Below are 13,355 nucleotides of genomic sequence, written 5' to 3' on the forward strand. Positions count from 1 at the left end.
TCGTAGCTTAAGGCCTTCCATGTTCGATATTGCAAAAATACGCGCTGACTTTCCATTACTGAATGAAACGGTTAATGAGCAGCCTCTGGTGTATTTAGACTCAGCAGCGACCTCACAAAAGCCACAAGCAGTTATTGATGCCCTTGCCCGTTTTTATAGTCATGAGAATGCCAATGTGCATCGTGGCCGTCATACACTCAGTGAAAACGCGACCCGCCAATATGAACACACCAGAACGCTACTTGCAGATTATTTTTCTGTTAAAGCCAATGAGTTAGTGTGGACCAAAGGAGCGACTGAATCGATTAATTTAATCGCAAATGGTCTGGCTTCTCGGCTTAAACCAGGCGATAAAATTGCTATCTCTGCGATTGAACATCACGCCAACATAGTGCCATGGCAACAACTAGCACAGCGTACTGGTGCAGAACTAATTATTTTACCTATTGAAGATGACTTGGTCATTGATAGCGTAAGGTGCAGTGAGTTTATAAAACTGTATCAGCCTAAGATAGTTGCTGTTACTCATGCATCAAATACATTAGGTAATATCACTGATTTAGCGCCTATCATTACAGCATGTAAAGCCATTAATGCTATTTCTGTGATTGATGGTGCGCAGGCTGCGATGCATTTACGCCCTAATCTACAAGAAATTTCTTGTGACTTTTACGTATTTTCTGCCCATAAAATGCTCGGGCCTACAGGTCTGGGTGGTCTTTATGGACGTTTTGAGCTGTTAAATTCGCTCGATGTTTATCAAACCGGTGGCGAAATGATCGAAACAGTGAGCCTCACGCAAAGCACTTTTCGGGATGCACCGGGTAAATTTGAAGCAGGAACACCTAATATTGCGGGTGTAATCGCCTTTAGTGAGGCAATAAAGTATTTAACATCGTTAGATTTTCAGCAAATGCGTCAACATGAGCATACAGTTTTTGACTATGCGATAAAACAATTATCAGCTATTGATGGTATTAATATCTATTCAAACCAAATACATAACATCGGTAACATTAGTTTTAATTATCGCGATGAACATCCCTTCGATTTAGCCACTCTGCTTGATGGGTTTGGCGTTGCCGTGCGCAGTGGCCACCATTGCACACAACCTATAATGAGCCATTTGCACATTCCTGGTACAGTAAGAGCAAGCTTTGCGTTATATAACAATAAAGATGATGTAGATGCGTTTATTGATGCTCTTAAAAACAGTATTGAGTTATTAGATTAAATTTGGATAAGTTATGAATTCAACGTTTGAAGCCGTTAGTAAAAACATTGAAACAGCTGCAGGTTGGCAGCAAAAATACCGCCAGATAATGCTATTAGGTAAGCAATTACCAGTTATGCCAGAAGTGCTTAAAGTAGATGATGCCCTAGTTAAAGGCTGCGAAAGTAAAGTGTGGCTATATATCGACTTTGATCATACAGAAAATAGCCTTGTTTTAGCTGGTGATTCAGATACCCGTATCGTTAAAGGACTATTGGCTTTAATTTTAGCCTTATACAATGGTCTAACACCGGAACAAGCAGCACAAATAAATGCCTATGATGAATTTGAACGACTCGGTCTAATTAGCCATTTAAGCCCTTCTCGCGGCAATGGCATCAAAGCCATGGTTGATAAAATTCAAACCATGGCTGAGCAAGACCGCTAAATGTTATAAAGAACGCTGTTTTTTATCTAAATATTTTCTGATTGCTTTGGCTGCGACAAAAAAGCCAAAGCTTCCTGTTACCATTGTGGCTGAGCCAAAACCATTGTTACAATCCATATTCATTGAACCATCTGCGCCTTGTTTTGCTTGGCAAACTTCGCCTTCAGAGGTTGGATATACAAGCTGTTCAGTTGAATAAACACAATCTACGTTAAATTTACGCTTTGGATTGCTACTAAAGTTGTACTGTTTTCGCAAAATATACCGTACTTTTGCAAGCAAAGGATCATGGGTTGTCTTAGCTACATCACCAAAGCTAATTTGGCTCGGATCAGTTTGTCCGCCTGCGCCACCGGTTGTAATAACGGGTAATTTTATACGCTTACAATGTGCAATTAACGCGGCCTTTTCTTTCACTGCATCAATACAATCAATCACATAATCAAAGCCTTGAATATGCTCACGAATGTTATCTAGCGTTATAAAGTCATCAATAACATTAATTTTGATATCTGGGTTTATCAGCTCACAACGTGTTTTCATCGCTTCAACTTTTGCTTCACCTACGGTGCCAGTCAAAGCATGGATTTGACGATTAACATTAGTTGCACAAATATCATCAAGATCTATTAAGGTTAGTTGTCCTACACCCGTGCGAGCTAGCGCTTCAGCGGCCCAACTACCTACACCACCAATACCAATGACACAAAAATGTGCTTGTTGTAACCAATCAAATTGCTGATGACCATATAAACGTTTAATGCCACCAAAACGGATGTCTTGTGTTGTTTCTTTCATTTACCAATCCAACGTCCAAGGAGCTGTCCACTCTTTGAATTCGTCTGAGTTAAAAACTTCATTGAGATGAGCACCCAAAGTGTAATCGCATCGATACTCTTTAAGCTGCCCTTTATAGCTAAATTGTAATGCATAAGCATGCAAATTTGTGCGCTCGTCTTTACTTCCTGCATACGTGCTATCACCAAGAATTGGCGCACCCAAGCTTTTCATCGCGACTCTTAGTTGATGTGTTTTACCCGAAAAAGGTTTTAATAGGTAGGCACGTAGTCCAGGGCGAATACTTTTTGAATAAAAGCGGGTAACAGCCGGGTTGGTTTGGCTCTTTAGCAATTTAAAAGCGCCCCGACGACTTCTTTCCATATCCCCTTTTATCCAACCTTGTTTCTTCTTTGGTTTTGCATCACTGAGTGCAAGATAAAATTTATGCACTTGATGGGCGCTGAATAGCGCAGTGAACTTTGCTGCTGCTTCTTTGTGACGGGCTAAAATAATTAAACCCGAGGTGACTTTATCAAGGCGATGTACAGGATATAGTTTTTCGTTTACAAGTTGCTCTGCAAGTACAACAAAACCAGCACATTCTTCACTATGAAAGCTTACACCTGCTGGTTTATAAAATACAAAAAAGTCATCTTCACTTGCATGAAGATGAACTGTATTTACATCGTGCATTGGTTATTTACTCAGCACTGCAATGACGCGGGCTAAGTCCTCTGGCGTGTCTACACCTGCTTGTGGAGCACATAATGCCTTAGCTATTTTGATTTTATAACCATGATAAAGCACACGAAGCTGCTCTAGAGATTCAAGGACTTCTAACGGAGATTCTGGCAGCTTAATATATTGAGTAATAAACCCTGCTCGGTAAGCATAAATACCAATATGGCGGGCATAATCATCAAGATTGATTTTATCAGTTTGATTACTCATCATCGCATCTCGATGATAAGGAATGGTTGCACGCGAAAAATACACTGCATTGTTGTGCGCATCGCTAACCACTTTTACACAATTAGGGTTAAATATATCGTCGATATCATCAATACTTGTGCTCAATGTTGCCATAGGCGCGTCAGAATCAGCGAGCAGTTTAGCCACTTGCGAGACATTTTCACTAGCTAATAAAGGCTCATCACCTTGCACGTTAACGACAATGGTATCACTTTCAAGTTGGAGTTGTTCAACCACTTCAGCTAAACGTTCTGTCCCTGATTGATGATCTTCACGCGTCATTAGAACATTACTTGTAAACTCACTAACAGCGTCAAATACTGCTTGATGATCGGTGGCAACATAAACGTGTGATGCGCCTGAAGCAACTGCTTTTTCATAAACATGTTGGATCATTGGCTTACCACATATATCAGCAAGTGGTTTAGCTGGTAAACGTGTCGATGCGTAACGGGCAGGAATTACAACTACGAATTCCACTTATCAACCTCTTCTTGGCTTAGTTCACGTGCTTCATTTTCTAAAAGCACTGGGATATCGTCTTTGATTGGATAAGCAAGTTTCGCTGCTGTACTAATCAGCTCTTGATTTTCTTTATCAAGACGTAATTTACCTTTACACACTGGACAGGCGATAATTTCAAGTAATTTTGTATCAAAGGCCATTGAGGATCCCTTTTTGTTTTAATAATAAATTTAGTTTTTCGATAACCGTTGTTGTCGGCTTTGCATCAACAGGCAAATAATACCAATTTGGCTTGGCAAAGCTAAAGCATTTAACTGCATCTTTTTCTGTCATAAAAACAGCGTCATCACCAAACATGGTAAAGTCACTTGCTTGGTAGGCATAGTGATCGCGAAAATGATGAGTCGATAGCAAGTTAATGCCTTGCTGCTCAAGACTTATCTCAAAGCGTTTGGGGTTACCAATAGCACTGACTGCATGGCCTTTATCTTGAACTGAATTGGCGAGTGTTGAATCACTCACGGTTCGAAATGGGCTCGATGCTAAATCATAGCGGCTTTGTGCATTGCCGCCATTTTCTATGACTAAATCAACCGATTTTAAGCGCGCTTTGGTTTCACGAAGTGGACCTGCTGGCATTAATAAACCGTTACCAAACTGGCGTTCACTATCAACAATACAGCATTCTATATCTCGGGCCATTTTGTAATGTTGCATACCATCATCAGAAATGATGACATCAATATCGTGCTGTTCTAATTTTTTAATACTGGCTTGACGGTCAGGTCCAACCATAACAACACAACCTAAACGACGTCTAATAAGAACAGGTTCGTCACCCGCTTGTGTTGTAGTCGTCTCATCAGTAACTAACAATGGATACGAGTCAGACTGACCACCATAACCACGACTGATCACCGCCACTTTTAAACCTTGTTGTTGTAAGAACTCAGCAAGCCATATTACAAATGGCGTTTTGCCGTTGCCACCCACACTTATGTTACCAACCACTATAACAGGTACATGCGCTTTAAAAGCCTTCAGAATATTAAGCTTGTATAGCAATACACGAAGTGTTGAGATTAGCCAAAAAAGCACACTCAAAGGTAAGAGTAAAACACTGAGTAAACCTGGTCTTTTATACCAGCTTTTTTCAATAACACTCACTACTGCTCACCAAATTGCATTTTACAAAGAGCGGAATAGGTGCCGTCTTTTTCAAGCAGCTCGCTATGCGTGCCCTTTTCGATAACCTGACCATGATCAATAACATAAATACAATCACTGTTTTCTATTGTTGATAAACGGTGTGCTATCACAATTGATGTTTTTTCTTTCATTAAGCTATCAAGTGCATGTTGGATCAGTTTTTCAGACTCAGTATCGAGAGCTGATGTCGCCTCATCGAGAATTAAAATAGGTGCATCTTTTAAAATGGCACGTGCAATCGCGATACGTTGACGCTGACCGCCTGATAACATCACGCCGTTTTCACCCACCATGGTATTTAAACCTTCTGGCAAGTCTTTAACAAATTCCCAAACATGGGCTTGTTTGGCAACCGCCATTAACTCTTCATGACTGAGTTCACGTTCAAGGCCATAGCATATGTTATTTGCAATAGTATCGTTAAATAACACCACTTGCTGTGAAACCAATGCAAATTGCTTACGAAGATCCGTTAGCTTGTAGTCAGCGATATTGACACCATCGAGTAAAATTTCACTTTCACCTTCTAGCTCATAGTAACGTGGCAATAAATTTGAAATGGTCGATTTACCAGAACCAGAGCGCCCCACTAATGCAATGCTTTCGCCGGCATTAATCGTTAGCGACAAGTTTTTCAAAACTGGTTCATCTTTAGTTGGGTATTTGAAAGTAACGTTGTTTATTTCAATGTGCCCTGTCACTTTATCAATACTATAGGTGCCAGTGTCTTTTTCTACATCTTCATCAAGTACCAAAAAGATACTTTGTGCTGCAGAAATACCACGTTGTAAGTCACTATTTACATTTGAAAGTTGCTTAAGTGGACGTAATAACATCATCATTGATGATATTAGTAATACGAAATCACCAGAGCTGATTGTGTCTATCATTGATGGCATTGACACGACCCATAAAATCACTGCCATTGCGCTCGCAGCTAAGATCTGAATAACCGAAACACTTAACGCCTTTGTTGCATCCATTTTAATACGTTGCTGACGATTATGGTTATTAATCGCTGAAAACTGAGCAATCTCTTGCTGCTGACCACCAAATCCGTGGATTACTTTATGCCCAGAGAGCATCTGCTCTGAACTACGAGTAACTTGCCCCATCGCTGATTGAATTTTTTTAGAGATCATCCGAAAGCGTTTCGATACAAAGGCAACAATCACTGCCACCAGCGGAATAATAACCAAGAAAATCAGCGATAACTTCCAACTTGTATAAAACATATTGAAAAGTAAAAAAACAACAAACGCCCCTTCTCTCACCACAATTAACAGCGCTTTAGTAATTGCCTGTTGTACTTGCTCTGTATCGAAAGTGATTTTAGAAATTAAATCACCATTAGAATTTTTGTCATGAAAAGACACAGGTAAATGTAATATATGTTCGAATAATTGTTGGCGAAGAGTTCTAACAACTTGGGAGCCAACATAACTCAAGCAGTAAGATGACATGTAATTAAACATGCCTCGACCAAACACTAACGCGATAACAACGAATGGTGCATAAGTTAATACATCAGTATTACGAGCATTTAAGCCTTCATCAATAAAAGGTTTCATTAAATTGATAAACAGTGCATCCATGGCAGAATAGCCAACCATGCCAACAATAGCGAAAAATGCGATTAATTTATAATCACCCACATAACTGATTAATCGCTTATAAATTTGGGATGTAGTTTGATCCATAACACTCTCTTATTCATAGACTTCGACTATTGTAGCCTTATGGGGGTAAAAACAAAACGTCAATCTTGTTCGAACCAGTAACTTTCATGCTCGCGAGCTGATTCAACTAAAAAGGTATCGTTATAGAATTTTATTCTAATATGGCCACTGTCTGCTGTACTTAACTGCGCTATATCACGGTCTTGATAACGTTTTACAACCTCAGGGTGAGGAAACTGCCACTGCCCTTGATATGCACTTGAGTGGATAACCAGTTTAGGCCGCACCTGCTCAATAAACGCCTGACTTGACGATGTATTACTACCGTGATGAGGGCTGACGAGTACTGTCGCTTGCAGGTCTGGGAGCCTGGTGATGAGTTGTTGCTCTGCTTCAGCTGAAATATCGCCGGTTAATAACACACTATACTCACCCGACTTCACCCTCAAAATGCAAGATTGATCATTGTTATTATCACCAGGCATACTAAAGCTAGTTAAACTAACATTGCCGATTTTTAAAAGCTTTGGCTCACAACGAGCATTCACGCCATGCGGATGAAAATACTTTAACGTTGCTCCAAAGCCATTTTCATTCCAAGAGTGAAGACCTCCAATGTGGTCATTATCTTGATGACTTACTATAGTGGCAATCACCTCAAGCTTAAGCGCATTTATGTTTGCTAATAAAACTGACTGAATATAGTCATATCGACCAAAATAACGTGGACCTAAATCATAGACCACCGCCTTATTTTCTTCGCTGAGCATCACCATTAAGCCATGACCAACGTCAAATACATCTAACTGAAAAGTGCTTTTCGGCGACAAAAGCCAATCAAAAGTTACAATCAATACAGGAATAATGGCAAATGATCGATAAGGATAACAAAGAAACAATAACAGAGTGCTGTAAATCAAAACTAAGGTATTGAACTCAACAAATGCGAACTCAAGCCAACGCCATTGTTTTGGGACTAACATTATCGATTGATAAAGGTAATTTAAAACAAAATCTAAGCCATATAGAAGTAGCGATAAATCTAAAAGTAAGGATAAAAAACTGTACAAAACTAAGAATGGTAAAACAATGACACTAATTATTGGCACGGCAACTAAATTTACCAGCAAGCCAATCGTACTTACGCCATCAAAGTAAAACAGTGACAATGGCAACAGGCCTATAAATAACGCTAATTGTATTAAGCCAAGCTGTATAACACGTCTGTAAAAACCTAAGTTTTTGCCTAGAGAGCTTCGAATAACAAGAAAAATAATAGCAACAGCAATAAAACTAAAATACAAACCGGGGTTTAATAACGTAAATGGATCAATAATAAGCACTAGTGTAAGAGCATAAAGAATTGTTCGCCATCGCAATGGATTCTTATTTAAGATGTAGATAAATAGTAAACAGCCTAACATCAACAATGCGCGCACTGCAGACACGGCAAAACCACTTAGATATACATAGGTAGCAGCAAAACAAAAACCTATCAGCATAAACCAACTATTAATCTGACGGGTTTGAGAGACAGGTATTCGCATTATACGGGTGATATATTTACTGAAGTAAAAGCCGATTGCATATACAAGCCCGATGTGTAGTCCTGAGATTGCCAAGAGATGGCTTATACCTAATTCACGTAGTTGTTGTTTATTTTGTTGCGATATTTTGCTTTTATCGCCAGTTAGCAAAGCATAGTATAGCCATTGTAATTGGCTGCCAGTAGTTATAGTCGATATATAATTGCGATATACCTCAGTACTAGTAGGTTTACCAGTCTGATTTTCTATCTGTATTTTAGAAACGGTGCGCCCTTTATAAAAAAGTCTTTGTCTAAACGCATGTCGTTCACGATCAAAACTATTATAATTTTTTACGCTTCTAAACGGCTTAAGCTTTATTTGCGCACTCACTTCATCACCAACCGTCAGTTTTTGCGCTGTGCTAACACTAATCATTGCTAGAGGTGGTTTTAATATAGAGAGACTGCACCCCTGTATGCTTTTCAGGCTTGCTTTAACGTAGAAAGGAGACTGGGCTGAGTGTATTGAAATCACTTGAAAATTAGCAATTACTGGTTTTTTAGGTCTTAAGTCGCATTCGCTTTGAGAATAAAAGACTAAGTAATGAAAAAATACTAAAAAAATACCGCAAATAAACCCTGACAATATTGGCAAAAAAGGCTTAAAATAGGCAGCTGCTAAAATAACAGCAAAACTTATTAGATAAAACACTGCAGTGTTTGCTGTATAAAGGGTAATAAAACAACCCAATATAAAACCACTGCATAACCAAACAGATGTAAATGGTTGCTTTAAATGGCTAAGAAAACGATCCAACGGTTTTTACCTGATCACAACAAGGTAAGAGATCATAAATACTTAAGAATTTTTGGCCGTTTATTACATGATGCCAATTTATGGCATTTAAATCGCCGTTCTGCTCGAGGAGCATTTGCTGTAGGTTTATTTTTTGCTTTCATCCCTGTTCCTTTTCAAATGGTTCTAGCAGCCGCCCTGGCCATTCCATTTCGTGTAAACTTGCCTATTTCTGTTGCTACGGTGTGGATCACAAATCCACTGACAATGCCTCCTATTTTTTACTGCTCGTATATTGTTGGAACAATTGCCTTAGCGCAACCTACACAACACTTCCATTTTGAGCCTAGCTGGCAATGGTTTTTAGAAAGCTTAACAACCATTGGTCCGGCTTTCTTAGTTGGTTCACTTATTTGTGCAACAGCCGCGGCTATACTTGGCTATTTCGTAACAGATATGCTTTGGAAGCGCTCTGTAAGAAAAGCATGGTTACATCGACATCAAAAATAAAAAACTGACAATTCAAATATGAGTATAGACAAAAAACCCAGCTGTAAGCTGGGTTTTTTAATGTAGTTGAAAAGTTATTTTTTACGCTACTTTGCTTTAAAAAAGCGACGTGCTGCTGCAAATGGTAACAAGATTAATGCATACCAAGGGAAGCTTGCAGACTGACGCTCATATTGTTCAACTTCTTCTGCAGGGCACTCTTCAATTGAACCACTAATTGGTGTTAACTTAACAGGTACTGCAATACTTTCATATTCAACATTACCGTTAAGATCCACTACCGTGTTACCGAATGAATCTGTTTTTTCTACCGTTTTGGTAGCAACACCAAATATTTCATTATTGTTGTTAATCGACTTGGCTTCAGCAACAACGTATTTAAATCGTGTTTCACCATCTTCTTCATAGCAAGGTAATAAATCGTTTAAATTTACGACTTTATCTTCACCGATAGTGTACATAAAGCCTTCACGACGACGTGTAGACGTATTGTAGATATCGGTTTCACCCTCACCAACAATCACACCATTATCATTTATGTCATTAGCGATTGAGCTAGAACTTGAGAAATAATCTGTCGGGAAAACAACACTGTCACTTTTCTTGTCGTAATAGAAAAATTTAGTACGGTTTGTACCTTCGATTCTTTTGGTTGCATAACCAACCACAACATCGTCATTATTGATAGCTAAAGGCTGACCCGAGGTCCAATCATCTTCTTGGTCAAGAAACTCTTTTACTTCACCATTCTCAAAAATAACCGGCATAGTGATACGAATATCTCGATCTTTATAGCGAACATCTGAAGTACCAGCTATTACCCCATTTTCATTAATGACAAAAGCGCTGCTTCTAAATGCAAAATCTTCGTCATCTTTTGGCGTAAGACCTAAGCCAAATATTTCCGTATTGATAATATTTAGGTCGTTATCCAAGGTCCATTTAACGGCTCGTTTATCGAAAATACCCGTACTAAAGCTACGATTAAGCGTTTCAACACAATCTGAAACTGGCTCATCTTCGTTATCGCAACGATCGTCAATATCATCTTGAGGATCAACTGGAATACCGGTAGATACGGTACCTACTACTTCGTAGCCACTATTGGTTTTGACTATGTCATATGCGGCACTAATACCACCGTGCTCATCAAATTCAGGAACTAAAGGTACTTCGACACCATTAGCACCAATAACAATACCGCGACTTATAAAGTCACGTAAGAAGTGAGTTTCTTCTTCGGTTTCATCTGTTTGGGTAAAGGCGGTCTTTTCGTAAGGCGCACTGCCCCAGCCCACCATCACGCCATCGTCAGCAACAGCAGATAGAAGGTTTGATGTTGAGCGAGTTAAGCCATCATAATCAAGCGATGCTTCATCAAATAAAACCTGCTCTTGAGACCCTTCTGCAGTATAAGTAGTGGCAATTGCACTCGATATTTTTTGATACTCAGAATCATTAGGACGACTATCAGTAGATAAAAACCAAATCATAAATGCGTGTGCATCAGCATTGGTATTTACTGCATCGTTATTTTGGATATCATCTAACGTAAACGTAATTTCTTTGTCAATTGACTCAAATCGCGCTTTTTCTCGGTCGTAGGCGTTTTTAATGTTGCTTGCATCAAAATCGATATAAGAAACGTCTACAGGTAGTTTATAGGTACCATTTGCAAGACCAATGATATGACCGTTTTCACTAACATCCGTTATATAATTATGCTTAGAGCCTTCCAGACCACCTAACTCTTCTAATTTATAGGTCGCGCTCATCGCTGAGGTACTTAGAGTAGCTAAAATACTGGCAGCGAGTAATTTATATTTCATTTTAATCCTTACTACTGATTCTTTAAATCTTCGAGTTCTTCCCAGCGCTCAAAAGCGGCTTCAAGCTCAGACTCTAACTGGGCTAAATGGTTCAATGCTTCTGATGTAATTGCAGCATCTTGCTTAAAAAAGTCAGGGTCATTGACCACAACTTGCTGAGCATCGAGCGCTTTTTCAAGTTGTTCCACTTTACTGGGTAATTCCTCTAATTCAAGTTTTAATTTGTAAGAGAGTTTATTACTTTTCTTTTGTGGTTTATCTTGGTTTTGCACCACGGGTTTTTCTTGCTTAGTTTGTTGCTGTTGTTGTTTCTCTTGCTCAACTAAGTAGGCAGCATAAGCCTCATAGTCACTGTAGCCACCAATAATATCGGTAATCTTACCATCACCTTCAAATGCCCAGACTGAATTACAGGTATTATCTATAAATTCGCGGTCATGGCTAACAATAAGCACGGTACCTTGATATTGGTTAATAATATCTTCAAGTAATTCTAATGTTTCGATATCTAAGTCATTGGTTGGCTCATCGAGTACCAAAATATTAGACGGCTTTAAAAATAGCTTTGCAAGTAACAAGCGGTTCTTCTCACCACCAGAAAGTGCTTTTACAGGTGTGCGGGCTCTTGCTGGCGGAAATAAGAAGTCTTGTAAGTAACCAAGCACATGACGTGAGCGCCCGCCCATCATCACTTCTTGCTTACCTTCAGCTACGTTATCTTGTACTGTGGCTTCTTCATCAAGCTTTTGACGATACTGATCAAAATAAGCAAACTCTAAGTTAACACCTTGCTTAACACTGCCGCTATCAGGTGTTAAGTCACCAAATAAAATTTTAAGCAGTGTTGTTTTACCAATACCATTAGGGCCTACAAGGCCAATACGATCGCCACGCATAACAAGTGTAGAGAAGTCTTTAGCGATCACTTTGTCTTTAAATGCATGACTTATGTTTTTCGCTTCAAAAACAAGCTTGCCTGAACGCTCAGCAGTTTCAATGTTGAAATCTGTTTTACCAACCTGCTCTACTCGCTGCTTACGCTCTTTACGCAACTCTTTTAATGCGCGAACGCGTCCTTCATTACGTGTTCTACGGGCTTTTATACCTTGGCGGATCCACGCTTCTTCTTCGGCTAAGCGTTTATCAAATAACGCGTTTTGCGTTTCTTCTACCTTTAAATCATGCGCTTTTTGTTCAAGGTATGTTGCATAATCACCCGGATATGAAATTAGTTTTCCGCGGTCTAAATCAAGAATACGAGTAGCTACTGCGCGAATGAACGCACGGTCGTGAGAAATAAAAACGATACCGCCTTTAAATTCTTTTAAAAATTGCTCGAGCCAAATAACACTGCTCATATCCAAGTGGTTGGTAGGCTCATCAAGTAGCAATAAATCAGGCTCACTAACTAGGGCCCTTGCTAAAGCAACCTTACGTAACCAACCGCCTGATAATGATTCAAGTTTAGCCTCTGGATCTAGCTCTAGGCGCGATAACACAAGTTGAATACGCGTATCAAAACGCCAGCCGTCAACTGTTTCTAATTGATTTGATAAGCGCTCTAACTTATTTAGTAACTTATCGTTATAGTCTGTTTGCATCTGATTACTAACTTGGTGATATTCAATCAATAAGTTAGCAATATCAGGCATACCCTGCGCTACATAATCAAATACTGATCCTGCAGCCCCCTTTGGTGGATCTTGCTCTAGACGCGAAATTCGTATACCACCTAGTTGGTTTATTTCACCATCATCCAAGATAACTTGGCCATCAAGTACTTTAAGTAATGTTGATTTTCCTGCACCGTTACGACCAACAATACATACACGCTCACCCGACTCAATAACTGCATCAGCATCATCTAGTAACGGATGCGTACCATAAGCGAGTTGCGCTTTGGCTATTCTGATTAAATCCATCGTG

At 39.4% G+C, this 13,355-nt stretch carries 12 protein-coding genes; 3 read left to right on the top strand and 9 right to left on the bottom strand.

What is annotated here, in order from left to right; all coding sequences use genetic code 11:
* Positions 1 to 19: 19 nt before the first annotated feature.
* Both L1264_RS04610 and L1264_RS04615 read left to right on the top strand, forming a co-directional pair.
* Positions 20 to 1,234 carry an aminotransferase class V-fold PLP-dependent enzyme gene (locus L1264_RS04610; RefSeq protein ID WP_135924765.1) on the top strand — a complete coding sequence of 405 codons (1,215 nt, stop codon included), beginning with the start codon at positions 20 to 22 and terminating at the stop codon, positions 1,232 to 1,234.
* A 13-nt stretch (positions 1,235 to 1,247) separates the two neighbouring features.
* Entirely contained in the window at positions 1,248 to 1,661 is a 414-nt protein-coding gene (locus tag L1264_RS04615) for a SufE family protein (protein ID WP_199526436.1), read from the top strand.
* A 3-nt stretch (positions 1,662 to 1,664) separates the two neighbouring features.
* Here the strand turns inward: L1264_RS04615 and tcdA are convergent, their stop codons facing one another.
* Genes tcdA through L1264_RS04650 form a run of 7 tightly spaced genes read right to left on the bottom strand, consistent with a single transcriptional unit; the run spans position 1,665 to position 8,730 of the window.
* Positions 1,665 to 2,459, bottom strand: a complete 795-nt coding sequence (gene tcdA, locus L1264_RS04620) for a tRNA cyclic N6-threonylcarbamoyladenosine(37) synthase TcdA (RefSeq protein WP_054561573.1) — start codon at positions 2,457 to 2,459, stop codon at positions 1,665 to 1,667.
* The gene (locus tag L1264_RS04625) at positions 2,460 to 3,134 is read right to left on the bottom strand and encodes a TIGR01621 family pseudouridine synthase (protein WP_135924770.1); all 675 of its coding nucleotides are present in this window, start codon (positions 3,132 to 3,134) and stop codon (positions 2,460 to 2,462) included. It abuts the gene before it with no gap.
* A gap of 3 nt (positions 3,135 to 3,137) precedes the next feature.
* A complete protein-coding gene (gene kdsB / locus L1264_RS04630; protein WP_199526435.1) occupies positions 3,138 to 3,893 on the bottom strand; it encodes a 3-deoxy-manno-octulosonate cytidylyltransferase in 756 nt (251 codons plus the stop codon).
* Positions 3,881 to 4,078 (bottom strand): Trm112 family protein, encoded by a 198-nt coding sequence (locus L1264_RS04635; protein ID WP_036968654.1) that lies wholly within the window; start codon positions 4,076 to 4,078, stop codon positions 3,881 to 3,883. Before L1264_RS04635 ends, kdsB begins: the two co-directional genes overlap by 13 nt.
* Complete coding sequence (lpxK, locus tag L1264_RS04640) at positions 4,068 to 5,045, bottom strand: tetraacyldisaccharide 4'-kinase (RefSeq protein WP_199526434.1); 978 nt, start codon at positions 5,043 to 5,045, stop codon at positions 4,068 to 4,070. Before lpxK ends, L1264_RS04635 begins: the two co-directional genes overlap by 11 nt.
* Positions 5,045 to 6,787, bottom strand: a complete 1,743-nt coding sequence (gene msbA, locus L1264_RS04645) for a lipid A export permease/ATP-binding protein MsbA (RefSeq protein ID WP_235403680.1) — start codon at positions 6,785 to 6,787, stop codon at positions 5,045 to 5,047. The genes lpxK and msbA overlap by 1 nt, the downstream gene beginning before the upstream one ends.
* A gap of 59 nt (positions 6,788 to 6,846) precedes the next feature.
* Positions 6,847 to 8,730 carry a DNA internalization-related competence protein ComEC/Rec2 gene (locus L1264_RS04650; protein WP_199526432.1) on the bottom strand — a complete coding sequence of 628 codons (1,884 nt, stop codon included), beginning with the start codon at positions 8,728 to 8,730 and terminating at the stop codon, positions 6,847 to 6,849.
* 360 nt (positions 8,731 to 9,090) lie between these two features.
* On the opposite strand from L1264_RS04650, the gene L1264_RS04655 reads away from it, so the two are divergent.
* Positions 9,091 to 9,600 carry a DUF2062 domain-containing protein gene (locus L1264_RS04655; RefSeq protein WP_135924782.1) on the top strand — a complete coding sequence of 170 codons (510 nt, stop codon included), beginning with the start codon at positions 9,091 to 9,093 and terminating at the stop codon, positions 9,598 to 9,600.
* Positions 9,601 to 9,686: 86 nt separating this feature from the next.
* Here the strand turns inward: L1264_RS04655 and L1264_RS04660 are convergent, their stop codons facing one another.
* Both L1264_RS04660 and uup read right to left on the bottom strand, forming a co-directional pair.
* On the bottom strand, positions 9,687 to 11,429 hold the full coding sequence (locus L1264_RS04660) for a DUF3466 family protein (RefSeq protein ID WP_138557571.1): 1,743 nt from the start codon (positions 11,427 to 11,429) through the stop codon (positions 9,687 to 9,689).
* A gap of 11 nt (positions 11,430 to 11,440) precedes the next feature.
* Positions 11,441 to 13,351, bottom strand: coding sequence for an ATP-binding cassette ATPase Uup (uup, locus tag L1264_RS04665; RefSeq protein WP_199526431.1), 1,911 nt, complete (start codon positions 13,349 to 13,351; stop codon positions 11,441 to 11,443).
* Between the last annotated feature and the right edge of the window lie 4 nt (positions 13,352 to 13,355).

It is taken from the genome of Pseudoalteromonas sp. APAL1 (assembly GCF_021532475.1).
Lineage (GTDB): Bacteria > Pseudomonadota > Gammaproteobacteria > Enterobacterales > Alteromonadaceae > Pseudoalteromonas > Pseudoalteromonas lipolytica_C.

What these genes read in the sequence shown, in the direction of transcription:
- L1264_RS04610 (WP_135924765.1), top strand. Translation starts at nt 20, where the DNA reads ATGTTCGATATTGCAAAAATACGCGCTGACTTTCCATTACTGAATGAA.
- L1264_RS04615 (WP_199526436.1), top strand. Translation starts at nt 1,248, where the DNA reads ATGAATTCAACGTTTGAAGCCGTTAGTAAAAACATTGAAACAGCTGCA.
- tcdA (WP_054561573.1), bottom strand. Translation starts at nt 2,459, where the DNA reads ATGAAAGAAACAACACAAGACATCCGTTTTGGTGGCATTAAACGTTTA.
- L1264_RS04625 (WP_135924770.1), bottom strand. Translation starts at nt 3,134, where the DNA reads ATGCACGATGTAAATACAGTTCATCTTCATGCAAGTGAAGATGACTTT.
- L1264_RS04635 (WP_036968654.1), bottom strand. Translation starts at nt 4,078, where the DNA reads ATGGCCTTTGATACAAAATTACTTGAAATTATCGCCTGTCCAGTGTGT.
- msbA (WP_235403680.1), bottom strand. Translation starts at nt 6,787, where the DNA reads ATGGATCAAACTACATCCCAAATTTATAAGCGATTAATCAGTTATGTG.
- L1264_RS04650 (WP_199526432.1), bottom strand. Translation starts at nt 8,730, where the DNA reads ATGATTAGTGTTAGCACAGCGCAAAAACTGACGGTTGGTGATGAAGTG.
- L1264_RS04655 (WP_135924782.1), top strand. Translation starts at nt 9,091, where the DNA reads ATGGCTAAGAAAACGATCCAACGGTTTTTACCTGATCACAACAAGGTA.
- L1264_RS04660 (WP_138557571.1), bottom strand. Translation starts at nt 11,429, where the DNA reads ATGAAATATAAATTACTCGCTGCCAGTATTTTAGCTACTCTAAGTACC.
- uup (WP_199526431.1), bottom strand. Translation starts at nt 13,351, where the DNA reads ATGGATTTAATCAGAATAGCCAAAGCGCAACTCGCTTATGGTACGCAT.